Annotated in this window: 21 protein-coding genes and 1 pseudogene; 7 read left to right on the plus strand and 15 right to left on the minus strand. The window is 71.8% G+C overall.

All coding sequences use genetic code 11. The features are described 5' to 3' along the window. Positions 1 to 92: 92 nt before the first annotated feature. Both AB0I42_RS11850 and AB0I42_RS11855 read left to right on the plus strand, forming a co-directional pair. On the plus strand, positions 93 to 1,079 hold the full coding sequence (locus AB0I42_RS11850; protein WP_357536540.1) for an MBL fold metallo-hydrolase: 987 nt from the start codon (positions 93 to 95) through the stop codon (positions 1,077 to 1,079). 3 nt (positions 1,080 to 1,082) lie between these two features. Beyond that, positions 1,083 to 2,387 carry an SAM-dependent methyltransferase gene (locus AB0I42_RS11855; protein WP_357536542.1) on the plus strand — a complete coding sequence of 435 codons (1,305 nt, stop codon included), beginning with the start codon at positions 1,083 to 1,085 and terminating at the stop codon, positions 2,385 to 2,387. An 8-nt stretch (positions 2,388 to 2,395) separates the two neighbouring features. On the opposite strand, the gene AB0I42_RS11860 is transcribed toward AB0I42_RS11855, so the two are convergent. Beyond that, positions 2,396 to 2,803 carry a hypothetical protein gene (locus AB0I42_RS11860; protein WP_357536544.1) on the minus strand — a complete coding sequence of 136 codons (408 nt, stop codon included), beginning with the start codon at positions 2,801 to 2,803 and terminating at the stop codon, positions 2,396 to 2,398. Between the two features lie 413 nt (positions 2,804 to 3,216). Between AB0I42_RS11860 and AB0I42_RS11865 the strand changes: the two genes are divergently transcribed. Further along, positions 3,217 to 3,669 (plus strand): helix-turn-helix domain-containing protein, encoded by a 453-nt coding sequence (locus tag AB0I42_RS11865; protein ID WP_357536546.1) that lies wholly within the window; start codon positions 3,217 to 3,219, stop codon positions 3,667 to 3,669. A 72-nt stretch (positions 3,670 to 3,741) separates the two neighbouring features. Here the strand turns inward: AB0I42_RS11865 and AB0I42_RS11870 are convergent, their stop codons facing one another. The 5 genes from AB0I42_RS11870 to AB0I42_RS11890 form a co-directional block, all read right to left on the minus strand. Beyond that, positions 3,742 to 4,743: a hypothetical protein gene (locus AB0I42_RS11870; protein ID WP_357536548.1), complete on the minus strand. Its 1,002-nt coding sequence runs from the start codon at positions 4,741 to 4,743 to the stop codon at positions 3,742 to 3,744. Then, positions 4,736 to 4,954: a cation transporter gene (locus tag AB0I42_RS11875; protein ID WP_357536550.1), complete on the minus strand. Its 219-nt coding sequence runs from the start codon at positions 4,952 to 4,954 to the stop codon at positions 4,736 to 4,738. Before AB0I42_RS11875 ends, AB0I42_RS11870 begins: the two co-directional genes overlap by 8 nt. A gap of 12 nt (positions 4,955 to 4,966) precedes the next feature. Beyond that, complete coding sequence (locus tag AB0I42_RS11880) at positions 4,967 to 5,287, minus strand: metal-sensitive transcriptional regulator (protein ID WP_357536552.1); 321 nt, start codon at positions 5,285 to 5,287, stop codon at positions 4,967 to 4,969. 68 nt (positions 5,288 to 5,355) lie between these two features. After that, a complete protein-coding gene (locus tag AB0I42_RS11885; RefSeq protein WP_357536554.1) occupies positions 5,356 to 7,494 on the minus strand; it encodes a DEAD/DEAH box helicase in 2,139 nt (712 codons plus the stop codon). A gap of 79 nt (positions 7,495 to 7,573) precedes the next feature. Continuing rightward, the gene (locus AB0I42_RS11890; protein ID WP_357536556.1) at positions 7,574 to 8,281 is read right to left on the minus strand and encodes a DUF305 domain-containing protein; all 708 of its coding nucleotides are present in this window, start codon (positions 8,279 to 8,281) and stop codon (positions 7,574 to 7,576) included. A 445-nt stretch (positions 8,282 to 8,726) separates the two neighbouring features. On the opposite strand from AB0I42_RS11890, the pseudogene AB0I42_RS11895 reads away from it, so the two are divergent. Then, positions 8,727 to 10,019, plus strand: a pseudogene (locus tag AB0I42_RS11895) (hypothetical protein); the annotation flags it as partial. 378 nt (positions 10,020 to 10,397) lie between these two features. On the opposite strand, the gene AB0I42_RS11900 reads toward AB0I42_RS11895, so the two are convergent. The 6 genes from AB0I42_RS11900 to AB0I42_RS11925 form a co-directional block, all read right to left on the minus strand. Continuing rightward, positions 10,398 to 11,432, minus strand: coding sequence for a branched-chain amino acid ABC transporter permease (locus AB0I42_RS11900; protein WP_357536797.1), 1,035 nt, complete (start codon positions 11,430 to 11,432; stop codon positions 10,398 to 10,400). Between the two features lie 86 nt (positions 11,433 to 11,518). Next, positions 11,519 to 12,409, minus strand: a complete 891-nt coding sequence (locus AB0I42_RS11905; RefSeq protein WP_357536558.1) for a branched-chain amino acid ABC transporter permease — start codon at positions 12,407 to 12,409, stop codon at positions 11,519 to 11,521. Beyond that, positions 12,406 to 13,137, minus strand: coding sequence for an ABC transporter ATP-binding protein (locus AB0I42_RS11910; protein WP_357536560.1), 732 nt, complete (start codon positions 13,135 to 13,137; stop codon positions 12,406 to 12,408). Before AB0I42_RS11910 ends, AB0I42_RS11905 begins: the two co-directional genes overlap by 4 nt. Then, positions 13,134 to 13,937: an ABC transporter ATP-binding protein gene (locus AB0I42_RS11915; RefSeq protein ID WP_357536562.1), complete on the minus strand. Its 804-nt coding sequence runs from the start codon at positions 13,935 to 13,937 to the stop codon at positions 13,134 to 13,136. The genes AB0I42_RS11910 and AB0I42_RS11915 overlap by 4 nt, the downstream gene beginning before the upstream one ends. 5 nt (positions 13,938 to 13,942) lie before the next feature. Next, the gene (locus tag AB0I42_RS11920) at positions 13,943 to 15,148 is read right to left on the minus strand and encodes a substrate-binding domain-containing protein (protein ID WP_357536564.1); all 1,206 of its coding nucleotides are present in this window, start codon (positions 15,146 to 15,148) and stop codon (positions 13,943 to 13,945) included. Between the two features lie 348 nt (positions 15,149 to 15,496). Beyond that, complete coding sequence (locus tag AB0I42_RS11925) at positions 15,497 to 16,633, minus strand: glycerophosphodiester phosphodiesterase (RefSeq protein WP_357536566.1); 1,137 nt, start codon at positions 16,631 to 16,633, stop codon at positions 15,497 to 15,499. A 219-nt stretch (positions 16,634 to 16,852) separates the two neighbouring features. Here AB0I42_RS11925 and AB0I42_RS11930 point away from each other — a divergent pair, with 219 nt between their 5' ends. Both AB0I42_RS11930 and AB0I42_RS11935 read left to right on the plus strand, forming a co-directional pair. After that, positions 16,853 to 18,184: a potassium transporter TrkG gene (locus AB0I42_RS11930; RefSeq protein ID WP_357536568.1), complete on the plus strand. Its 1,332-nt coding sequence runs from the start codon at positions 16,853 to 16,855 to the stop codon at positions 18,182 to 18,184. Positions 18,185 to 18,209: 25 nt separating this feature from the next. Continuing rightward, positions 18,210 to 18,896 carry a TrkA family potassium uptake protein gene (locus AB0I42_RS11935; protein ID WP_357536799.1) on the plus strand — a complete coding sequence of 229 codons (687 nt, stop codon included), beginning with the start codon at positions 18,210 to 18,212 and terminating at the stop codon, positions 18,894 to 18,896. A 14-nt stretch (positions 18,897 to 18,910) separates the two neighbouring features. On the opposite strand, the gene AB0I42_RS11940 is transcribed toward AB0I42_RS11935, so the two are convergent. The 3 genes from AB0I42_RS11940 to AB0I42_RS11950 all read right to left on the minus strand — a co-directional run bounded on the left by AB0I42_RS11940 (position 18,911) and on the right by AB0I42_RS11950 (position 23,340). Beyond that, positions 18,911 to 20,644, minus strand: coding sequence for a protein kinase (locus tag AB0I42_RS11940; protein ID WP_357536569.1), 1,734 nt, complete (start codon positions 20,642 to 20,644; stop codon positions 18,911 to 18,913). Between the two features lie 81 nt (positions 20,645 to 20,725). Then, positions 20,726 to 22,261, minus strand: a complete 1,536-nt coding sequence (locus tag AB0I42_RS11945) for a fused MFS/spermidine synthase (protein ID WP_357536571.1) — start codon at positions 22,259 to 22,261, stop codon at positions 20,726 to 20,728. 50 nt (positions 22,262 to 22,311) lie between these two features. After that, entirely contained in the window at positions 22,312 to 23,340 is a 1,029-nt protein-coding gene (locus AB0I42_RS11950) for a hypothetical protein (protein ID WP_357536573.1), read from the minus strand. A 247-nt stretch (positions 23,341 to 23,587) separates the two neighbouring features. On the opposite strand from AB0I42_RS11950, the gene AB0I42_RS11955 reads away from it, so the two are divergent. Then, a complete protein-coding gene (locus AB0I42_RS11955) occupies positions 23,588 to 23,881 on the plus strand; it encodes a DUF2218 domain-containing protein (protein WP_357536575.1) in 294 nt (97 codons plus the stop codon).

Genomic DNA, 23,881 nt, shown 5'->3' on the forward strand with positions numbered 1-23,881 from the left:
CGCCGGCGGGCCTCGGCACACCGGGATGGATAGGCTGGAACCGCCGGCCCGCCGCACGCTGCGCAGCTCCGCCGGCGGCGAAGGAGACACCGATGTTCAGCCTGCACCGGGTCCGTAAGGACCTCGACGGGGCGCGGAGCTCCCGCGATGCCGCACGCCGGCCGGCCCGCTTCGACGACCGGCTCACCGCGCCACTGCCCACGTTCCGCGACATGGTGCGGATGTTCCGGGAGAGCGGTCCGCGGATCACCCATCCCGACCACGTGGCACGCATCCCGGTCGAACGGTCGACCGCACTGCCGCCGGTGACCGCCGACGAGGTGCAGGTCACCTGGGTCGGCCACGCGACCTACGTGGTGCAGATCGGCGGGCTGACCGTGCTGACCGACCCGGTCTGGACGGACCGGATTCCCGGCGTACGGCCCCGCATCACCCCGGCCGGTCTCGACTGGGCGGCCCTCCCCCGCGTCGACGCGGTGGTGATCAGCCACAACCACTACGACCACCTCGACGCACCGACCATCCGGCGGCTGCCGAATGACACCCCGATCCTCGTGCCCGCCAACCTGGCCGGCTGGTTCCGGCGGCGCGGCTTCGGCGACGTCACCGACTTCGACTGGTGGGAGTCGCGCGAGATCGGTGGTGTGCGGTTCGACTTCGTGCCGGCCCACCACTGGAGCCGCCGTACCCTGACCGACACCAACCGCAGCCTGTGGGGCGGGTGGATGTTGACCGCCGGCGACGGGTCCCGGGTCTACTTCGCCGGCGACACCGGCTACGGGCACTGGTTCGCCGAGATCGCGGCCCGCTATCCGGGCATCGACCTGGCGCTGCTGCCGGTCGGGGCGTACGAGCCGAACTGGTTCATGAAGCCGGTGCACATGAACCCGCCGGAGGCGGTCCGGGCCTGTCTCGACCTCGGCGCCAGGCGGATGTCACCGATGCACTGGGGGACGTTCGTGCTGTCCGCCGAGCCGGTGCTGGAGCCGCTGGAACGCACGGTGACGGAGTGGGCGGCCGCCGGCCGGCCCCGCGAGGACCTGTGGGACCTCCCGGTCGGCGGGTCGAGGAAGATCTGATCCATGCCCGAAGAGTTGACGGCGGTGCTCGCCGAGGTACGGACCCTCCTGCTCGCCCCGCACCTGACCCGGGCGGTGGCCGCCGGCCGCCGGCGCGGACAGACCCCGTCGGTCGTGCGCGCCGAACTGCGCCCGATCGCGATCAAGGCCGGCCCCCGTCTACAGATCGTCACCAGTGACGGCGTCCGGCCGTACACCCGCAACGTGGCGGCGGGCGCGGAGGCCGAGGCGGCGGTCGACGCCCTGCTGACCGAGCCGTTCGGCAACTGGCACGTGGAGACCTCCGACGGCACGGTGCAGGTCCGGGTGACCAAGAAGGGCGACGCCCAGGTGCACCGGGCCGGCCCGGTGCCCGCCCAACCCATGACGGCACCCGCCGGGCCGGCGGCCACCACACCGGCGGCCATCCCATCGACCCTCGCCGCACCGGCAGCCACCGGGCCGGCACCGGAGGCCGGCACCGCGCCGGTCGGGCCGGCGCCGGGCGGCCCGGCGCGGCCGGTCGCGACGGTGCCGACGGATGTCCTCGCCCACGACCGGCGCAAGGAGCACCTGCTCGCGCCGGGAGATCCGCTGTTCACCACGATCGGCGCCAGCGCGGCGAAACGACGGCAGGTCGACGCCTTCCTCCGCGCGCTGGCCGCGACCCTGCCCGAGGGTGACCTGCCCCAGCCGCTGCGGGTCGTCGACCTGGGCTGCGGCAACGCCTACCTGACCTTCGCCGCCTACCGCTACCTGACCACCCGCGGGATCGACGCCCGGGTGGTCGGCGTCGACGTACGGGAGGACCAGCGGGAACGCAACAGCACGCTCGCGGCGATGCTGGGGTGTGAGGACTCGGTGGAGTTCGTCGCCGGCACGATCCTCGACGCCGCCGTCGACCCGGCGCCCGACCTGGTCCTGGCCCTGCACGCCTGCGACACGGCGACCGACGAGGCGCTGGCCCGGGCGGTGCGCTGGCGGGCCCGCTGGGTACTGGCCGCGCCGTGCTGCCACCACGACGTCGCGGCCCAACTGCGCCAGGTGCCCCCGCCGGAGCCGTACGACCTGCTCACCCGGCACGGCATCCTGCGGGAGCGGTTCGCCGACGTGCTCACCGACTCGTTGCGCGCCGCGCTGCTGCGGTTGAACGGCTACCGGGTCGAGGTGGTCGAGTTCGTCGAATCCCGGCACACCCCGCGCAACCTGCTGGTGCGGGCCCGCCGCACCGGGGCGTCCGCGACCCCCGAGCTACACGCGGAGTACGACGCACTGGTCGGGCCGTGGCAGCTCACCCCGAAGCTGGCGGCCCTGCTCGCCGAAACCTGACCCGAGGCTCAGCGCCGACGGTCGCGGTCGCCGTCGCCGGGGGGCCGCACCGAGGTCAGCCCCTCGTAGGCCATCGTCGGGAACGGCACGACGTTGGCCGGGCTCTCGGCGTTGCCGGCCGCGGCGAAGGCGTTCCACGAGATGTCGACCAGCAGGCGCTTGAGTTCGGCGTGCCGTTCCGCCGCGTTCGCCTGCAGTGCCATCCGTACGCCGAGGATCACCGAGACGAGGGTGGTGGTGATCGCTCCGGTCGCGGCGAGCAGGTGCATGCCGGATGCCGCCCCCTCATCGAACGCCAGGACCACCAGCCAGGTCCAGAAGCCTGCGGCGAAGACCGCTGCCTTGCAGACGAAGAAGAGGCTGATCGCACCGGGGCGGTGCGGTGGCGGCGGCGGTCGGTTGTCTTGCGGGGCCATCGTGCGCTCCTGGGGGTGATCACTCGTCCGCCGTGGACACGGCCAGCGGACCTGCCGTCGGGCGTACGAACCGCCGGCCGGTTGATCCTATTTGATGCGCGCAATCACGGATGGTGAGACTGGCGATGCTGTCCGACAGATTCGGCAGGCCGATGTGATGTCCCGCTGCCCCCCGGTCAGCGGGACATCACGCCGGTGCTCCACGCCACCGCACATGGGCGGAGAGACGCCATCGTGTGCGGACCGGCCGGGAAGGAAGCGGCACGCCGGGCGCCGGTCCCACGGGTGGGACCCACGCTAGTACGTCCCGTTGATGAGACTAATCGGTCTATCGGCCGGCTCGCGAGCCCTTGTTGTGGTCTACCCTCCAACTGGACATGCTTCGGGTTGAGCGGAAGGGGGTTTGCCACCGCGTGGCCGTACCTGACCGAGCTCAGCCGGCACCCCCGCCGTCCCCGTCAGGGGGCTCTCCGCAGGCGGCGTTCGCCCGCTTCGTACGGCGGGCGATCGACGATGCCAAGAACGAGCGCGGCTGGACCGTCACCGACCTCGCCGCCCGCACCGGGGTCGGGCGCTCCACGGTCTTCCGGTGGCTCGCCGGCGACTGGCAGGACTATCCCGAGCTGGCCAAGGTGCGTGGCTTCTGCGCTGCCCTCGACGTGCCGGTGTCCGCCGCCTTCCGGGCGCTCGGCCTGCCCGACCGGGAGATGTCCCCCGGCCGGGTCCGGGTCGAGCCGCCGCTGGAAGCCGACGTCGAGGTGATCCTCGGCCGGCTCGCCGATCCGGCGGTGCCCGCCGAGGAGAAGAAACTCATCCGCGACATGTTGCGCTACCTCGCCCAGCGCCCGGTCCGCCGGGCCGGCTGAGCCGGCCACCGCCGCTTCGCCGCCGGCCGGGCCGACCGTCACCGGTCACCGTGAGTGGCCGCCGGCCGATGGTCAGCCCACCACGAGGGTGAACTCCGCGGTGTGCACCTGACCGGCCACCTGAAAGTCGAGGAAGAGCCGGTAACGGCCGGGGCTCGGCGCGGTCATCCAGAACTTGATCCCCCCACCGGCGAGTTCCGCCTCCGGATGCACGTGCACGTAGCCCAGGTCGCCGTCCCGGATCGTCACCAGGTGCCCGTACGCGCCGAGGTAGCGCTCCAGGCCGGCGACCGGGCTGCCGTCGCGGAACACCCGGAAGAGCAGCGGCTGCGAGACACCCACCTGCGGCGTGCCCTCGTACGTCACGACGAACCCGTCGACGCTCGCCTCGCGGGCCGGCGCCGGCAGCGGCGTCGGCGCGTAGTCGCCATTGGCCACCAGGTCGACGCCGAGGGTCACCGGGGTCTGCGTGCCGGCCGTGTCGACGGCGGTGAAGTCGGCGTACGCCCGCCAGATGCCTGGACCGGTCAGCGCGAGCGGGACGCTCCACGTGCCGTCGGATGCCATCGTCGGGTGCAGGTGCTGGTAGCCGGTCAGGTCCCGGCGGACCACGATCATGTGCAGCGGCTTGTCGTGCACGATCGCGAACGTGGTCACGGTCTGCCGGTCGATCCCCTGCACGGTGAACCGGAAGTCGACGGCGGAGCCGACCCCGAGTTGGGTCGTCGCCGGCACCAGGGTGTAGCCGGCGCTGCTCAGGGACAGGCCGCTGACGCCGTCGGGGCCGGTGGCCGGGCCGCCGGTCGAGTGGTCGTGGGCGCCGCCGGCAGCGGCGGGCGGATGGGTGTGGTCGCCGGTGCCCGGTGCGTGGGTGTGGTCGCTGGCGCCGCCGGGGGTGCCGGTGCCACCGGTGGAGTCCCCGGCCGGCTGGCCGACGACCCGGCCCAGCCCGAAGCCGGCGACGAGCATGACGACCAGCCCGCCGACGAAGAGGGCGAGCCGGACCGTGGACCGGTCGGGGTCCGGGGCGGCCGCCCTGGCCACCGGTGGCCGGGCCGGCGCGGTCTTAGGCACCGGTGCCGGCGAGTTCGTAGCCCGCCTCGTCGACGGCGGCCCGGACCGTGTCGAGCGCCAGCGGGGCGTCGCTGGTCACCGACACCGTGCCGGTCGGCAGTTCGACCCGCACGTCGGATACGCCGGGCAGCGCGGTGAGTTCGGCGGTCACCGCCTGCACGCAGTGCCCGCAGGTCATGCCGGCGACGGTGTACGTGTTGGTCACGGGCATCTTCGGGTCCTCCTAGGAGCGGACGAGTCGGGCGATCGCGTCGGACGCCTCTTTGACCTTGGCGGACGGGTCGGTGCCGTTCTGGGCGGCGTCCATCACGCAGTGGGCGATGTGCCCTTCGAGCAGGCCGACGGCGACGGCTTGCAGGGCACGCGTCGCGGCGGAGATCTGGGTGAGGACGTCGATGCAGTAGGTGTCCTGCTCGACCATCCGGTGCAGGCCGCGTACCTGGCCCTCGACGCGGCGCAGCCGACCGAGCAGGGCCTGCTTGTCGGCGGCGTACCAGTACTGGCCCGGCTCGTCGCCCGGCGGCGTGGTCTCGGCTTCCGTCATAGGGACGAGGGTACCCCCCCGGCGTATCCGCCCACCGCCCGCCGGGCGAGACGGTGCCGGCATGGTCGTCAGCCCGCGACGGCGAGTGCCAGCGGCAGGACCGCCGGCGCACCGGACTGGCGGAGCAGCCGGCCCACCATCGCCATCGTCCAGCCCGAGTCGACGAGGTCGTCGACGAGCAGCACCGGGCCGGCCAGGCCGTCGAGGGCCGCCGCCAGCCCGTCCGGTACGGCGAAGGCGTCGTGCAGCCCGCGTACCCGTTGGGCGCTGTTGCCGCGCGCACCGGAACCGGACGACGCGCCGGCCCCGGTCGCGGCGACCGTGCCCAGCAGCGGCAGCCGGCCCACCGACGCGACCCGCTCGGCGAGGCTGCCGACTAGTCGAGGGCGTTGCCGCGACCCGACCGCGACCACCCCGGCCGGGCGCTGCGGCCACCGGTCGTCGCCGCGCGCCCAGTCCTTGAGCACCTCCACCACCGCGCCGAAGACGTCGTCGGGCACCGGCCCGTCCGCCGCGCCGGGTCCGACCAGTGCCCGCAGCCGGGTGCCCCACCCGAGGTCGGACAGTCGCCCCACGGCCCGGCCGGGCGCCGACTGCTCGCCGGGGCCGAGTTTGCCGCGCAGCGGTACGCCGATCGCCTCCAGGCCGGTCGGCCACAGCTTCTTCGACGGGATCTCGACGCCGGGCCGGCCGAGGAACGTCTGTGCCGCGGCGAGTGCGGGCGCCGAGACTTCGGCGTCGAACTGCGGTCCGGCGCACCGGTCGCAGCGGCCGCACGGTGCGGCACCGGGATCGTCGAGGCAGCGGCGCAGGAACGCCATCCGGCAGTCGGTGGTGGCCGCGTACTCCCGCATCGCCTGCTGCTCGGCGGTGCGGGCGGCGGCGACCCGCTCCAGCCGGGCGGTGTCGTAGACCCAGGGCTCGCCGGTGGCGACCCAGCCGCCGCGCACCCGGCGGACCGCGCCGTCGACGTCGAGGACCTTGAGCATCAACTCCAGGCGGGCCCGGCGCAGGTCGACGATGGGTTCGAGGGCCGGCGTCGACAGCGGCCGGTCGGCCCGCTCCAGCGCGGCGAGCACCGACCGGACCTGCTCCTGCGGTGGGAAGGCCAGCGAGGCGAAGTAGCGCCAGATCGCCTGGTCTTCCGCACCCGGGAGGAGCAGCACCTCGGCGTGCCGTACGGCGCGGCCGGCCCGCCCCACCTGCTGGTAGTAGGCGATCGGCGACGGTGGCGCGCCGAGGTGCACGACGAACCCGAGGTCGGGTTTGTCGAAGCCCATGCCCAGCGCCGACGTGGCCACCAGCGCCTTGATCTTGTTGTCGAGCAGGTCCTGCTCGGCGGCGCGGCGGTCGGCGTCCTCGGCCTGGCCGGTGTAGGCCGCCACCGGATAGCCCCGGGACCGCAGGAACTCCGCCGTCTCGCCGGCCGCCGCGACGGTCAGGGTGTAGACGATGCCCGAGCCGGGCAGCCGGTCGAGCTGGTCGGCCAGCCAGCCGAGCCGGTGCGCCGGGCTCGGCAGGTCGAGTACGGCCAGCCGCAGCGAATCCCGGTCGAGGCTGCCGCGCAGCACCAGGGCGTCACCGAGTTGTTCGGCCACGTCGTCGGTGACCCGGGTGTTCGCGGTCGCCGTGGTGGCCAGCACCGGGGTGCCGGCCGGCAGGTTGGCCAGGAAGGTCCGCAGCCGGCGGTAGTCGGGGCGGAAGTCGTGTCCCCAGTCGGAGACGCAGTGCGCCTCGTCGACCACGAGCAGCCCGGTCGTCGCCGCCAGGCGGGGCAGCACCGAGTCGCGGAACTCCGGGTTGTTGAGCCGTTCGGGGCTGACCAGCAGCACGTCGACCGCACCGGCGTTGATCTCGTCGGTGACCTGCTGCCACTCGTCGAGGTTGGCCGAGTTGATGGTGCGGGCGGTGATCCCGGCGCGGGCGGCCGCCTCGACCTGGTTGCGCATCAGCGCCAGCAGCGGCGAGACGATGACGGTCGGCCCGGCGGCGGGACCGGCGTCGGCGGCGCGCAGCAGCGCGGTGGCCACGAAGTAGACCGCCGACTTGCCCCAGCCGGTGCGTTGCACGCACAGCACCCGGCGCTTGTCGACCACCAGCGCCTCGATCGCCCGCCACTGGTCGTCGCGCAGTCGCGCCCCGTCTCCGGCGAGCCGGCGCAGCACCGCCTCGGCCTGCTCGCGTACCGCCGTACGCCCGGTGTCCACCCGACATGTCTACCAGCGCCGGCCGACAGCGCGCCGGCCCGCTTCGCGCAGGGCGCGCGCGGCGCGGCGCCGTCGGCCGCTACCTGGTGGTCAGCGCCTCGCGCATCCGGCCGATCTCGGCCTTCTGCTCGACGACGACACCGCTGGCGAGCTCGTTGATGATGTTGTCTTCGCCGAGCACCAGCACCTCGCCCGCCATGTCGATCGCGCCCTGGTGGTGTTCGGCCATCATGTCGACGAACATCCGGTCGAACTCGGCGCCGCGGGCGGCGGTGAGGCGGCTCAGCGCCTCCGCCGACTGCATGCCGGACATGCTGTGCCGGTGCCGGCCACCCGCGTCGCGGCCCAGGCCCCGGTCGGCCAGCCAGGTCTCCAGTGTCTTGATCTCCGGATCCTGGGCGGCCAGGATCCGCTCGGCGATGCTCTTCAGCCCCGGGTTCTCGCCCCGGTCGGCCACCAGCCGCGCCATCACGAGCGCCTGCTCGTGGTGCGGGATCATCATCGCGACGAACCGCACGTCGGCGTTGTTGTAGGACGGTGCCGCCAGCGGCGTCACCTCGTTCGCCGGTGCCGTCTTCGCCGGCTCACCGGGGCGCCCGGGCATCAGCACCGGGGCGGTGGCATCCGGCAGGCCGGGCAGGTCGAGCGGCGCCGGCGGGCTCGGCTGGGCCGCCGGTTGCGGACCGTCGTCGGGCAGCCAGAGGACCACCCCGGCCACCGCGGCCACCACCGTGAGCACGGCCAACTCGATCAGCACGAACGCCCGGATCCGTACGCCACCCAGCACAACTGACTCCCGCCGTCCACCCGAGGTTGGCCGGGATCGTAACGCGCTCTTGACCTGCTACGGGAGGGGTCAGCGGCAGCGAAGATGATCCATTTGGTCCGGCCTGCGGCTATTCGTACCGGCGCACCGACGGCACCGTTGCGAAACCGAGATCAACATCGAAGTCTTCGTGTGACCCACGTCACAATCCCCAGGTCAGGGGCCAGGTTATTGTGCCGACACCCTACTCACCCCCGACGAAGGGTGTCACATGCTAGAAACGTCCCCCCGAAGGTACCGGAGGCTCGCGGTCAGCCTGGCCGCCGCGGGTGCCCTCGTCCTCACCGCAGTCGTGGCGGCACCCGCCAGCGGGTTCACCGACTCGGCCGAAGGCTCGGACGCCTGCGACTCGTTCCAGGGCGCCGGCGACAACTTCGCCGAGTACTGCCTCACCGAGGAGGCGGTCAACGACGCCGCCGCCACGTACGCCATCCCGGGTGTCGACGAGATCTCCAGCAGCCCCAACCTCGAACTGATCGCCAACATCCCCAAGTTCGGCGGGTTCGCCACCGAGAGCGCGTACAACACCGACCTGGCCTTCCAGGGCAACTACGTCATCGCCGGCAACTACCAGGGCTTCAACATCCTCGACGTGAGCACCCCCAGCTCACCCCAGGTGGTCAGCCAGGTGGTCTGCCCCGGATCGCAGGGCGACCCGTCGGTCTTCGGCGACCTGCTGTTCCTCGCCGTGGACGCGCCGCGCAGCGACGACTCGTGCAACAGCGCGAGCGGATCCGCGGCCCAGCAGACCTCCTGGGAGGGCGTCCGGATCTTCGACATCAGCGACAAGGCGAACCCGCAGTACATCAAGTCGGTCCGGACCGACTGCGGCTCCCACACCCTGACGCTGGCGCCGGACAAGGCCGGAACCGACGTCTACGTCTACGTCCAGTCGTACGGCCCGTCGAGCGGCGCCTTCTACTGCAAGCCGCCGCACGACAAGATCTCGATCATCAAGGTTCCGCTGGACAACCCGACCAGCGCCTCCGTCGTGGCCGCCCCGGTCCTGTTCCCGGGCACCGCCGGCAACACCTCCACCAGCGGCTGCCACGACATCACCACCTACCCGGAGCTGGACCTGGCCGCCGGCGCCTGCATGGGTGACGGCGTCCTCATGGACATCTCCGACCGGGAGAACCCGGTGATCATCAGCCAGGTCCGGGACACGAACTTCGCGTTCTGGCACTCGGCGACGTTCAACAACGCCGGCACCAAGGTGGTCTTCACCGACGAACTCGGCGGCGGCAGCGGCGCGATCTGCACCAGCAGCTACCGGACCAACCAGGGCGCGAACGCGATCTACGACATCGTCGGCTCCGGCGCCGACCGCGAACTGGTCTTCAAGAGCTACTACAAGATCCCGCGGCTGAACAGCACGCTGGAGAACTGCGTGGCCCACAACGGCTCGCTGATCCCGGCGATGGGCCGCGACATCATGGTCCAGGCCTGGTACCAGGGCGGCATCTCGGTGATCGACTTCACCGACTCGGCCAACCCGGTCGAGATCGCCTACTGGGACCGGGGTCCGCTCTCGGACACCCGCCGCATCCTGGGTGGGGCCTGGTCGACGTACTACCACAACGGCTACATCTACTCGAACGACATCCAGAAGGGCTTCGACGTCCTCAAGCTGGACGACCCGCGTACGAACAACGCGCGGGCGGTCGTGGCCTTCGAAGAGCTGAACGTGCAGACGCAGCCCAGCTACCCGGCCTGCACCACGGTCATCACCAACCGCATCAACGGCGGCCTGGACGTCAAGTCCGGCGTCACCTGCCTCGACGGTGCGAGCGTCAACGGCGCGACCAAGGTCGCTCCGGGTGCCGGCCTGATCATCTTCGACTCGAGCCTCAACGGCTCGATCACCGCGACCGACGCCACCGTGGTGTCGATCGTGGAGAGCAAGGTCAACGGCTCGGTGAAGGCGCCCGGCGCCGTCATCCGGGACAGCAAGGTCAACGGATCCGTGAAGATCTGATCCACGGCACGAAAGCTCCGGCCCGGCGGATTCCGCCGGGCCGGAGCCTTTTCAGCACTTGTGATCACCGCGCCCCGTACGGGACGCCGGTACGACGGGTCAGCGTTTGCGGTTGGGAACCAACTGCCGCAGCGGGCCGAGCCGGCCGGCGCGGCTGGCCAGCCCGCCGGGGAAGAAGTAGACGGCCAGGATGAACACCGTGCCGAGCACGAACAGCGGCTGCGACAGCGGGGCGCTGAGGAAGCCGGGCAGCGCCTCGACCGCCGACGAGGTGCCGAACGCGGTCAACCGGTGGTCGAGATACATGTAGAGCATCCCGCCGATCACCGGTCCCCACCGGGTGCCCGGGCCGCCGAGCACCACCATGACCAGCAGCGACAGCGTCAGCTCCGACGAGGTGATGTGCGGTGACGCGCCGCTGACCAGCAGGGTGTAGACGATCCCGCCGGCCGCGGCCAGGGTGCCGGACAGGGTGAAGGCGACGAGCTTGAACCGGTAGGGATCGAGCCCGAGCACCCCGATCCGGCGCTCGTCGTCGCGCAACCCGGCGAGGACCCGCCCGGTCGGCGACGACGCCACCCGGTGCACGACGAACACCACCAGCGCCAGGTAAGCCAGCGCCAGCCAGTAGAGGGTGTAGGTGTTGGCGACCCCGACGAAGAACGCCGGCAGCCCGGAGACGTCGAGCGGCAGCCCCTCCTCACCGCCGGTGAGCCCGCCGAAGTCACGGGCCACCAGGATCGCGCCGACCTGCGCGAAGGCGAGCGTGACCATGGCGAAGGCGATACCGGCCGTACGCAGCGCGATCGCGCCGATCAGAGCGGCCAGGATCGCGCCGCCGACCAGGGCGAACGGGGCGGCCTGCCACAGCGGCAACCCGGCCTTGGTGATCAGGATGTCGGTGCCGTAGACGCCGGCGGCGAAGTAGAGCGCGTGGCCGAACGACAGCATGCCGGTACGGCCGTAGAGCAGGTCGTAGCCGGCGGCGAGCCCGCCGTACACCAGACAGAGGGCGAGCAGTTGCAGGGTGCCGGGCGAGTTCAGCGCCCCGTCGAAGACGCCCGGGATCTCGACCGTCACGTACGGCACGAAGACGAAGACGACCAGCGCCACGAGCGGTAGCCAGGGGCGCAGCAGGGTCCACCACCGCCGGGCCGGCGACGGCTCGGCCGGTGCGGCGGTGGCCGGTGGCTCCGTCTTGGAGGGGGTGTCGAGGTCCGTCACGCCGTTGCCGCCTTCCCGGCGATGCCCTGCGGGCGCAGCAGCAGCACGATCGCCAGCAGCGCGACCACGCAGATGTCCCCGAGCCCGGAGGTGCCGTAGTAGTTGACGAACTGCTGGAGCAGGCCGACGGCGACCGCCGCGTACGCGGAGCCGACGACCGAACCCATCCCGCCGATGACCACGACGATGAAGGCGAAGATGAGCAGCGACCCGCCCTGGCTGGGCGAGACCGATCCGAAGTAGACGCCGCCGAGTGCCCCGGCCAGCGCCGCCGCCGCGCCACCGATCGCGAAGACCAGGGTGAACGCCTTGCGTACGTCGATGCCCAGCGCGGTGACCATCTCCCGGTTCTCCACCCCGGCCCGGATGACCAGGCCGTACCGGGTGTAACGGAGGAATCCGAGCAGCGCCGCCAGCACCACGGCGGCGGCGACGATCAGCAACAGCCCGGAGTTGGGCACCTTGGCACCGAAGACCGAGGTCACCCCCTGCGTCCACTGCGGACGCGGGAACGGCCGCGGGTCGGCACCCCACGTGGCCTGGAGCAGCGCCACGCCGGCCAGTGACAGGCCGACGGTGACCAGCACCTGCTCGATGGTGCGGGAGTAGAGCGGCCGGATCATGATCAGCTCGACGAGCATGGCGACCAGCACGCCGGCCGCCACCCCGAACGCGACCGCGAGCACGAAGCCGAAGCCGTCGGCACCCGCGCCCGGCAGGTTGCCGGCCGCCCACCAGGTCGCGTACGCCCCCACGGAGAGGAACAGCCCGTGCGCGAAGTTGAGCACGTCGGCCAGGCCGAAAACCAGGGACAGGCCGGAGGCGACCAGGAAGTAGAGGGCGGACAGCCCCAGCCCGGTCAGGGTCAGCAGGATCACCGTACTCATGCGTGCACCCCCGACGACCCGACGCCGAGCAGCGACCTGGTCAGCTCGGCCTCCGACAGCAGCCGGCCGGCGTCACCGGTCCAGGCGACCCGGCCGGCGTCCAGCACGACCGCGTCCCGGGCGAGCCGCCGTACGACGGCCAGGTTCTGCTCCACCAGCAGCACCGGCACCTCGACGGCGACCCGCTCCAACACCTCGGCCACCTCCGTCACCACCTTCGGCGCGAGCCCCTTGGTCGGCTCGTCGATGAGCAACAACCGGTTGTCGTTGAGCAGGATCCGGCCGATGGCCAGCATCTGCTGCTGCCCGCCGGACAGCGATCCGGCCCGCTGCTTCGCCCGCCGGTCCAGCTCCGGGAAGAGTTCGAAGACCCGGCCGTACGCGGGGGCGCTGCCCCGCCGTTCGGCGAGTCGCAGGTTCTCGGCGACGGTGAGGCCGGCGAAGACACCACGGTCCTCCGGCACGTAACCGAGCCCGTCCCGGACCACCCGGTAGGTGGCCTGGTCGGTGATGTCCCGCCCGCCGATGGTCACGGTGCCCCGCACCTCGCCACCGCGCGGGGTGAGCCCGAGTACGGCCCGCAACGTGGTCGTCTTGCCGACCCCGTTGCGCCCGAGCAGGACGGTCACCCCGCTGCCGGCGACGTCGAACGAAACCCCTTGGAGGATGTGCAGCCCGGCGATCCGTACCGACAGGTCCTTGATCGAAAGGATGGGTTCGCTACTCATAGTGCCTCCCCCAAGTACGCCTCCTGGACCGTCGCGTTCGCCATCACGGTGTCGGGGGTGTCGCAGGCGAGCAGCGCCCCGTGGTGCATCACCGCGATCCGGTCGGCGAGTTCGAGGATCACGTCCATGTGGTGTTCCACCATGAGTACGGACCGACCGCTGTCGCCGGTCAGCGAGCGGATCACCGCGACCAGCTCCGGTACGTCCTCCGCGCTGACCCCGGCCATCGGCTCGTCGAGCAGCATGACGGTCGGTTCGCCGGCGAGCAGCAGGGCGATCTCCAGCTTGCGTTTCTCGCCGTGCGCGAGGGTGCCGGCCAGCGCCTCGCCCCGGTGGGCCAGCCCGACCCGGTCCAGCGCCCGGTCGGCGGCCTCGGCGACCGCGGTGTCCCGGGCCGCCCGCCGCCACAGGTTGAACGAGCCGCCCCGTTGCGCCTGTACGGCGAGCCGCACGTTCTCCCGTACGCTCAGCGACCCGAACACCGACGAGGACTGGAAGGTGCGGCCGAGTCCCCTGCGGGCCCGCCGGTGCGGGGGCAGCGCCGTGACGTCCTGCCCGCCGAGCAGCACCTGCCCGGTGGTCGGCGGACGCAGGCCGGAGATCAGGTTGAACAGCGAGGTCTTGCCCGCGCCGTTGGGGCCGATGACCCCCAGGAACTCGCCCGGCCGCAGGTCGATCTCGACGTTGTCGACGATGGCTACCTCGCCGATCCGCCAGGTCAGTTGCCGGGTGGCGAGGAGTGCCCCGGTGGCGGGGCCCTCCTCGCGCTGGCGCGTCGCCGGTGTGACGGAGGGGGGCACCGTTCTCAGCCCTTCATCGGCACGGCCGGCGGCGCGGCCTCTTCGGGGGCCAGGGTCTTGGTCAGTTGCGCGGTGAAGTCGGTGCCGCTGCCGGAGAGCGTGGCCTGGAACATCGGCTGCAGCAGGGCGTGGTCCTCGGCGCGTACGGTCGTCTTGCCCTTGACGCTGTCGAAGGTCCAGCCCTCCAGGCCGGCGACCATCTTGTCGACGTCGTCGCCACCTTCCTCGACGGCCCGGACGATCATCTGGGCGGCGGCGAAGCCGTCGGGGTGGAAGAGGTCGAGAACCCCGCCGGGTACGGCGGCCTTCGCGGCCCTGGCCGCCTCGTTGTCGGCGGCGCCGTCGAAGAAGTGGGAGAGGAACGAGATCTTGCTGCCGGCGGCGCCGAACGTCGGCCAGGAGGCCCGGATGTCCAGGCCGGTGACGACCGTGGTGGAGGTCAGCACGCCCTGCTGGTCCAGGGTCTGCCACATGGCGGGGGCGGTGGTGCCGGCCCAGGCGACGAAGAGCAGGTCGGGCTTTGCCGCGGTGAGCTGGCTGGCGAACGGGGTGAAGTCGGTGGCGCTGGCCGGGGCCATGACGCTGGTGACGGTCGCGCCGGCACCACCGATGACGGCCTTGACGGCCTCCTCGTTGCTCTTGCCGAAGGCGCTGTCCTGGGCGAAGACGACGACCTTCTTGCCGGCGGCGTCGCCGATGAACGACTTGGCGGTCAGCACGTCCTGATAGGACTGCCGACCGGACCGGAAGGTGTACTTGTTGACGGCGGTGGCGCCGTCGGTCGCGGCCGGGCCGGAGATGAACAGCACCTTGTTCTGCGCGGCGAGCGGCGCGACCTGCAACGCCACACCGGAGGCGGTCGATCCGGCGAGGATCTTGTAGCCCTTGCCGATCAGGTCCTTGGCGGCCGAGACCGCCTTGGTCGGGTCGCCGGCGTCGTCGACCTCGGTGACCTCGACCGGCCGGTCGCCGATCTTGTTGGTGCCGCCGGTGGCGTGGGCGAGGCCGGCGCGGAAGCCCTCGATGTACTGCTTGCCGTACGTGGCCAGCGCACCGGACTGCGAGTAGACCAGGCCGACCTTGACGGGTGCGGCGCTGTCACCGCCACCGGTCGCGCTTTCCTGAGGGCTGCCGCACGCCGCCACGACCAGGGCCGCGGCCATCACAGTGGCAGCGGCGGTGAACACCCGCCGCGTCGTCCTAACGGTCATTGTCACTCCACGTGAAGAGACTCGGAGGGAAATCTCGTTGTCGGCCCACGCTAGGGAGTGACGTCACCCACGATCTATGTGGCGGAAACCCACAAGTAACGGCACGGAGGTATCTGCCCCGGACAGGTCGGGCCGGCCGACATCGGCCGGAACGGCCATCGATGGCAGCCGGGGCCACGCCGGCCGGCCGTACTGTGTCGATCCGCACCACCGAACCGGGCTGGAGGTCACGACACGATAACGCGGACCGCCGTCGGGTGGGAGGTTTCCGCTCCCGCCCGACGGCGGCCGTGGATGACGCTCGGTGGCGTCCGGGTCAGCTCAGCGCCGCAGGCGCCGGCCCGGGGGTCAGCTCAGCGCCGCGCGGGCCGCGACCGCGGTGTCCGGGTGGTCGGTGAAGACGCCGTCGACACCGGCCGCGAAGAGCAGCTCGTACTCGGCGTAGATGTCGCCGCGGGCGTTCGGGTCGGTGCCGATGCGCAGGTCGACGGGAAGGAACTGGTTCTCCGCCCGCGACGTCCAGGTGTGCACGAGCAGGTCGTGCCGGTGCGCGTCGCGGACCAGCTTGGTCGCCGGCAGCAGCCGGCCGGCGGCGTCGCGCGGCAGGACCAGGTTCTTCTGCGCGCCGATGCCGTCGGCGTAGCCCGCGATCCAGCGCAGGCCGGCCGGGGTCACCAGATCGGCGTACGTGCGGGGGTCACCGGCGACGGTGAAGTCGTACGGGCGGCCGGACGCGTCGACGAGCTGGGCCAGCCGTACGTCGGTCAGCCGGGCGAGCTTGCGCAGGTTGGCGGTCTCGAAGGACTGGATGATCACCGGGTCCTTGCGCTTGGTCATCCCGTTGCGCTTGAGCACCTTGACCAGCGGTTCCTCCAGCGCCAGCCCGATCGACTGGAAGTAGGTGGGGTGCTTGGTCTCGGGGTAGATGCTGATCGTGCGGTTGCGGGCGCGGCCCTCCCGCTTGGCCAGGTCGATGACCTCCTGGAGGGTCGGCACCTGGAACTGGCCGTCGAAGGCGGTGTTCGTCGGGCGGACCAGCGGCAGCCGCTCCTTGGCCCGCAGCGTCTTCAGCTCGGCCAGCGTGAAGTCCTCGGTGAACCAGCCGGTGACGGTCACCCCGTCGATGGTCTTGGTGGCCCGCCGGTCGGCGAACTCGGGGCGGGTCGAAACGTCGGTCGTACCGGAGATCTCGTTCTCGTGCCGGGCGACCAGCTCACCGTCCCTGGTCGGCACCAGGTCGGGCTCGATGAAGTCGGCGCCCTGCCGGATCGCCAGCCGGTAGGCCTCCAGGGTGTGCTCCGGCCGGTAGCCGCTGGCGCCCCGGTGCGCGATCACCGTCGGGCGGTCGGATGCCCTGGTCCCCTTGTCGGCCACGGCCGGGGCACTCGGGACCGCCACGGAACCGACCACCAGCAGCGCGCCGGCCAGGCCAAGGGCGGAAAGGGTACGTCGCAACGCCGTCTCCTCGTCGTCGGGTGCGATCACGTGCGCGCGGGTACGGCGCACTCGCGGCCCGAGTCAAACGGCGTGCCGCGACCATCGATTGATCTGCACCTGTCCATCCGGTGAACCTCGCGGGTGGGACTGGTGGACCGGCCGCCGCCGTTCACCCGTCCGCGGACCGGAACGCGGCCGGGCCTGCCTGCCGACCAGGCCCACGAATCCGCCACCGACCGACCACCGAGCGTGATATGAACAGCCACGATGCGCCGGCCGCTGCAGCACCCCGCCCGGATCGTGCCGCTGGCGTTCCTGTTTGCGATCGCTGTGGGCACGATCCTGATGCTGCTCCCGGTAACCAGGGAGGGGCCGGGTGGGCCGAGCTTCGTCACCGCGCTGTTCACGGCCACCTCGGCGGTTTCGGTCACCGGTCTGACCGTCGTGGACACGGCCACCTACTGGTCCGACACCGGCCATGTGCTGATCCTCGTGCTGGCGCAACTCGGCGGCTTCGGCATCATGACCCTGGCGACGCTGCTCAGCCTGCTGGTGTCGCAGCGGCTCGGGCTGCGCAGCCGGCTGTTGGCACGGGCGGAGAGCAGTCTCGCCCTGGGCGACGTACGGCAGGTGCTCGGCCGGATCGCGCTGACCATGCTGATCTGCGAGTCGGTCATCGCCGTCTTCGTCGCCGGGCGGCTGTGGATCCACTACGACTACCCGTTCGGCAAGGCCGTCTGGTACGGCGTCTTCCACTCCGTGCAGGCGTTCAACAACGCGGGTTTCGCCCTCTACAGCGACAGCATGGCCCGCTTCGTCGGCGACTGGTGGATCTGCCTGCCGCTGTCGATCGGCATGCTCGCCGGCGGTCTCGGTTTCCCGGTGCTCTTCGAACTCGCCCGGCGGTTCGGCCGGCCGGGCAACTGGTCGACGCACACCCGGCTCACGGTCTGGGGCGGGCTGGTGCTCGGCGTCGCCGGCCTGCTGGTCTTTCTCTCCTTCGAGTGGACCAACCCGCGCACCCTGGGGCCGCTGGGCACGCACGAGAAGCTGATCGCCGCGATCTTCCAGGACGCGTCGACCCGGGCGGGCGGCTTCAACAGCGTGGACTTCGGCGCGATGAACAGCGAGACGATCGCGGTCTGCATCGCACTGATGTTCATCGGGGGCGGCAGCGCCAGCACCGCCGGCGGCATCAAGATCACCACGTTCTTCCTGCTGGCATTCGTGATCTGGGCCGAGGTACGGGGTGAGCCCGACGTGGTGATCGGGCGGCGCCGGATCGCCGAGACCACCCAGCGGCAGGCGATCACGATCGCGCTGCTCGGCATCGCGCTGGTCACCGGCGGCGCGCTCCTGCTGATCGCGCTCAGCGACGGGGTCGGCCTCGACAAGGCAGTGTTCGAGGTCACCTCGGCGTTCGCTACCGTGGGGCTGTCCACCGGGCTGACCCCGACATTGCCGCACAGCGGGCAGATCGTGCTGGTGGTCCTGATGTTCATCGGCCGGGTCGGCACGATCACGGTCGCCTCAGCGATCGCGCTGAACGCCCGCACCCGGCTCTATCGATACCCGGAGGACCGTCCGATTGTTGGATGACGAACAGGGCGTACCGAAGGGGCCGTTGGGCCCGGCGCAGGGCGCGGGCCGGGCACCGACGGCCGCGGAGGGCGTCGCGGTCCTCGGGCTGGGCCGCTTCGGCGGGCAGGTGGCGGCTTCCCTGCTTCGGCTCGGGCACGAGGTGCTCGGCATCGACGACGACCCCAAGCTCGTGCAGCAGTGGTCCGACCAGCTCACCCACGTGGCGCAGGCCGACTCGACCGACAACGAGGCCCTGCGCCAACTCGGCGTGCCCGACTTCGGCCGGGCGGTGGTCGGGATCGGCACCGACATCGAGGCCAGCGTGCTGACCGTGCTCGCGCTGACCGAGATCGGGGTCCAGGAGATCTGGGCGAAGGCCGTCTCGACCAAGCACGGCAAGATCCTGTCAGCGGTCGGCGCCCAGTACGTGATCTACCCGGAGGCGGCGATGGGTGACCGGGTGGCACACCTGATCACGAGCCGGATGCTCGACTTCATCGAGTTCGACGACGGCTTCGCGATCGCGAAGATCCGCGCCCCGGAGGACATGGTGGGCCGCAACCTGGCCGACATCGGGCTACGGACGAGATGGGGCGTGACGGTGGTCGGGGTCAAGACGCCGGGCCAGGAGTTCGACTACGCGCAGGCGAGCACCGTGATCCCGACGGGCAGTGTGCTCATCGTGGCCGGCACCACCGAGCAGGTTCAGCAGTTCGCCGCCACCACCTGACGGGCACCCGCCGCTCAGTCGTCATCGTCATCGTCGTCGCTGTCGTCATGACCGTGGCCGTTGTTGTTCTTGTTCTTGTTGTTGCCGTTGTTCCCGTTCCCGTTGTTCCCGTTGCCATTTCCGTTGTTGCCATTGTTGGCGTTCCCGCTGCCGCGGTTGCCGGACCCGCGGTCGCTGACCTTCTCGGTGCGGCCACTGTCGGCGGTGGCCGGTGGCGGGACGGCGCCCTGCGGGTTGGCGCCCGCGACGGCACCACCCACCTGCTCCTGCTGGCCGGCGACCCCGCTGACCCGTACCTCGCACGGCTCGCCGTCGAGGTGGAACCGCACCGGAAGCGCGTTGGCCGTCGCGTACGTCCCGGTCAGCGTGATCTTGACCGCCGCGCCGGCCGCGAGCGCGTCGGTGCCGGCGGGGGGCCGGACGACCACGTCCTGCCCGGCCTGCCGCCACGCCACCGGCTCGCCGTGGACCATCGTCTGGTCGCCGGGCAACGCGAAGGTCAGCGTCCAGCCCTGCCGGACGCGCCCGTCGTTGGTGAGGGTCAACTCGGCGTCGAACGCCCGGCCCGAGTCCGAGCGCAGCGCGTAGTCGACCTGGCAGGCCGCGGCCGGCTGGTTGCCCATGGCCAGGCTCGTCGGCTCGTCGCCGGTGGCCGGGCTGCCGGTGCTGGCCGCCCAGCCGACACCGGTGACCGCGAGCATGGCGGCACCGGCCATCGCGGCACCGACCCGACGGCGGACGCCCGGCGTACGCCCGGACCACCAGCGCCGCACCGGACCGGGAGCCGGCGTGCCGGTGGACGCCGGCAGCACCCCGGTCGCCGCGGCGCCCGGCAGGATCGTCGTACCGGCGAGGGCCAGGCTGCCGTCCGCGTCGCCGGCCGCCCCGACGGGGGCCGGCGACACCGGTACGATCCCGGCCAGCCCGACCGTGGTCGCCAGCGTACGGGCGACCTCGGCGCTGGTCGGCCGGTCGGCCGGTGTCTTGGCGAGGCAGCGCCGGACCAGGTCGGCGACCTCGTCGGGCAGTCCGTCGACGGGTGGCAGCGGCGCCGGGTCGGCGTGCCGGTGGTTACGCAGCATCTGGGTGGTCGTGTCCGCTTCCCAGGGCAGCCGGCCGGCCAGGCAGCGGTAGAGCAGCAGGCCCAGGGCGTACACGTCGGTGGCCGTCGAGACCTGCCCGGCGTCGAGCCGCTCCGGCGCCAGGTAGGCGGGGGTGCCGAGCAGCTTGCCGTCCGGGTCGGTGTCGCTCTCGCCGGCGAGGGCGGAGATGCCGAAGTCGACCACCTTGGCGCCGGTGGCGGTCAGCATGACGTTGCCCGGCGTCACGTCGCGGTGCACGACGCCACGGGCGTGTGCCGCGGCCAGCGCGGACGAGACCTCGGCGCAGACGGCGACCGCGTGCCGCCAGGGCAGCGCGCCGTACCGGCCCAGCCGGGCTTCCAGGGACTGCCCGTCGACCAGTTCCATGACCACGTACGGGACGGGTACGCCACCGGTCCAGTTCTCGCCGAAGTCGTAGACGTTGGTGATGTGTGGGTGGATCAGCCGGGCCGCGGCCTTGGCCTCCACCCGCAGCCGGTGCCGGAACGACCGCTCGGAGGCGAGTTTGGCGGCGAGCACCTTGATCGCCACCTGCCGGCCGAGCACCTCGTCGTAGCCGCGCCAGACCACCGACATGCCGCCGGCGCCGAGTTCCTCCACCAGCCGGTAGCGGCCGCCCAGCAGCTCGTTCCCCACCCCATGCATGATCCGATGGATGCCCCCGGAGCAGGGATTTCAATCGCGACAACCGAAATCGGTCAGCGGCACCGGCCGGCGCCGCGTCGGTCAGCCGACGGTCAGGAGCTGGTCGACCGGGGCGTACTCGTCGGTGAGGATGCGGGCGCCGTCGACGAAGCGGTCGAGTTCGGCGCCGGCGAGCAGGGTGGCCGGCTCGTCGATGGAGGTGTCGAGCCCGTGCCGCAGGGCGTTGAGGTCGAGCGGGGTGTCGGAGGCGACGATGAGGAAGTTGGCGCCCTCTTCGCCGGCGAGCCCGGCCGGCGGGGCGACGACGGCGATGTTCGGGAAGACGGCGGCGACGGTGGCGAGCTGGGCGCGGATGAAGCGCAGCGGCGGATAGTCGATCACGTTCATCACGTAGATGCCGCCGGGCCGGGTGATCCGGTGCACCTCGGCGGCCATCTCCCGGGTCGCCAGGTGCCAGGGCACGGTCAGGTGGCCGAAGGCGTCGCCGACGACGAGGTCGGCGCTGTCGGTGGGGCGCTCGGTGACCAGCATCCGGGCGTCACCGACGACCGGTTCGAGGTCGGGGCCGGGGCGTACGTCGAGTTCGCGTTCGCCGAGTTCGACCAGCCCGCCGTCGATCTCGAAGACGATGTTGTCGGTGCCGGGCCGGGTCGCGGTCAGGTAGCGGGGCACGGTGAACCCGCCGCCGCCGAGGTGTACGGCGTCGAGCGGCTGGCCGGGCGGTGCCATCACGTCGGCGACCGCTCCGATCCACTGGGTGTAGGCGAACTCCAGGTGGGTCGGGTCGGCGAGGTCGACGTACGAGTGGTGGGCCGAGTTGAGCACCAGCAGCCGCCCGGTGGAGTTGTCCGGGTCGACCTCGACGGACGCGCAGTGGTATTCGGTCTCCACGTCGCACGGGTCGGGGGCGACGGTGGAGACGGTCACCGCGCCCAGACCGACGATCGCGACGAGCACCTTGGTGCCGGTCCGGCCGGGGATCGGCACGCCGCCCTGCCGGCGCAGGTAGCCACCGACGACGAGGCCGGTGACGCCGAGCACCACGGCGAGCCCGAGGATGATCACGGTGCTGCTGAAGACGGCGACCAGCACGAAGCCGGTGCCCAGGGTGGCGGTGATCGCGCCGAGGGTGCCGATGCTGGACAGCTTGCCGACCACCTGGCCGGTGTGCCGCAGGTCGCCGAGTTGCAGCTTGACCACCAGCGGGGTGACCGCGGAGAGCAGCGCGGCGGGCACCACGACGGCCAGCGCGACGAGCAGCAGCATCCCGGGCGCCGCGCCGCCGCGCAGCAGCTCACCGGCGTAGCGGACGACCGGGAGGGTGACCGCGGTGGTGATCGCGGAGATCACCAGCGCGGGGGCGAGCAGGGTGCGCGGGTCGCGGCGGTCGGCGAGCCACCCGCCGAACCAGGTGCCGTACGCGATCGCGGCCAGCGCGATGCCGATGACCGAGCTGGTGACCTGGAGGGTCACCCCGACGTACGGCCCGACCAGGCGCAGCGCGGCGGTCTCCAGGACCAGCACGGCGCCGCTGGACAGGAAGACGAGCGCGGCGGCGAGGCCGTTCGGGAGCGGGCGGCGCAGCTCGTCGGCTGCCTCCGTGGTCGCGGTGTCCATCGCTGCGATGGTACGCAGCCCGACTGGGCGCTTCCGGTCAGACCGGAAGGTCAGATCATCGATAGATGGACGTGGTTGGTGTGGTCGCCGGCCGGACTGCCGCCGCCGTTGTAGTTGCTCCAGCCGGTGCCGGGCATCCAGATCTGGCGGTACCAGATCACGTAGAGCACGCCGAGCCGGCTGGCGTTCTTGATGTAGAACGCGGCGAGGTTGTTGCCGTAGGTGCGGTCGCCCCCGGTGGCGTGCACGTTCTGGAAGCCGCTGGTCGCGGCGGAGAAGTCACAGGCCCGCCCCTTGGGGTGCTCGCCGCTGCCGCCGCTGCGGTAGCAGGAGACGTAGCGCTTGAAGCCGGCCACCTTGGCCTCGTTCATCGCGTGCAGGGTGCGCGGGGTGATGCATCCGGAGGTGGTGGGGTCGTCGACCGTGCACGACTCCTTCGGCCAGGAGCCGTTGGAGTTGCGCGGCGCGGGCTTGGCCGCCGGCGAGTTCGCGTTGACGTAGCCGCCGCTGGCCCCGCCGCCGACCGCGGCCAGCGCGCGCTCGGCGTCCTTCTTCTTCTTGGCCATGATGGCGAGCTGCTTTTCCTGCTCCTTGACCTCGTTGTCCATCGCGGCCTTGGCCCGGTCGGCCTGCTCGCGGGCCTGGGTCAGGGCGACCAGCTGCCGGTTCTCGTGCCGCGCGATCGTCTCCAGGCCGGCGGCCCGTTGCAGGAACGCCTCGGGCGACGCGCTGTTGACCATGATCATGACCGCCGACATCCGGCCCCGGCGGTAGGACTCGGCGGCGACCAGGGCCACCTCTTCGGTCAGCGCGGCGAGGTTGGCCTCGACCTTCTGGAGCTCCAGGGTCAGTTCGAGCTGACGCTTCTGGGAGTTTTCCAGGGCCGCCTTGGCCTCGACGTGCCCCTTGGACGCCGCTTCGAGCGCGTCGCGCAGGTTCTTGCTGCCGCCCTCGTTGGGCGGCGAGCCGGGTGCGGCGAGGACAGCGCCGCCCGGGGAGCCGACGAGGACCGCCGTGGCGGTGAGGACTGCGGCGAACAGCGCCACCGCGCGGCGCCGGAGCAGGGCCGTCCTGGGCACGAAAGTGGATCCTTCCGTCGGCCGCCTGAGCCCCCCGGCCGGGTCGCGCACCATGCGTGGCGCCCCTGTCACTTTCGGCGGCGACCCCGCGCACCGGTGCTAATGGCGTCGGTCGGCGACGCCACCGGGCGGAGACCGCCGGCCAGCATACCGGACGACGCAAGGGCGACGTGCGATCCACAGTGGAAGATCCACGCTTTCGAAAGTAGGCTAGCCTTGCCTAACTGACTGTGCGCGAGGAGAGCGGATGCTCAGCTCCGAAGCCCGGATCGTCACCGACCGGCCCGGCCGATACCTGACCCAGCTCTGCCGGCACTTCGCTCACAAGATCACCACCGAGTGGACCGACGAGCGCGGTTTCGCCGACTTCGGCTTCGGCACCTGCACCCTCCTCGCCGAGGACGGCGCCCTGGTCCTGCGCGCCGAGGGCGCCGACGAGCCCGGCCTGTCCCGCGTCGAATACGTCGTCGGCGACCACCTCGAACGCTTCGCCGCCCGCGACGGCCTCACCGCCCACTGGAGCCGCCCCGCGCCGGCCTGA

Source organism: Polymorphospora sp. NPDC050346 (assembly GCF_040655695.1).
Lineage (GTDB): Bacteria > Actinomycetota > Actinomycetes > Mycobacteriales > Micromonosporaceae > Polymorphospora > Polymorphospora lycopeni.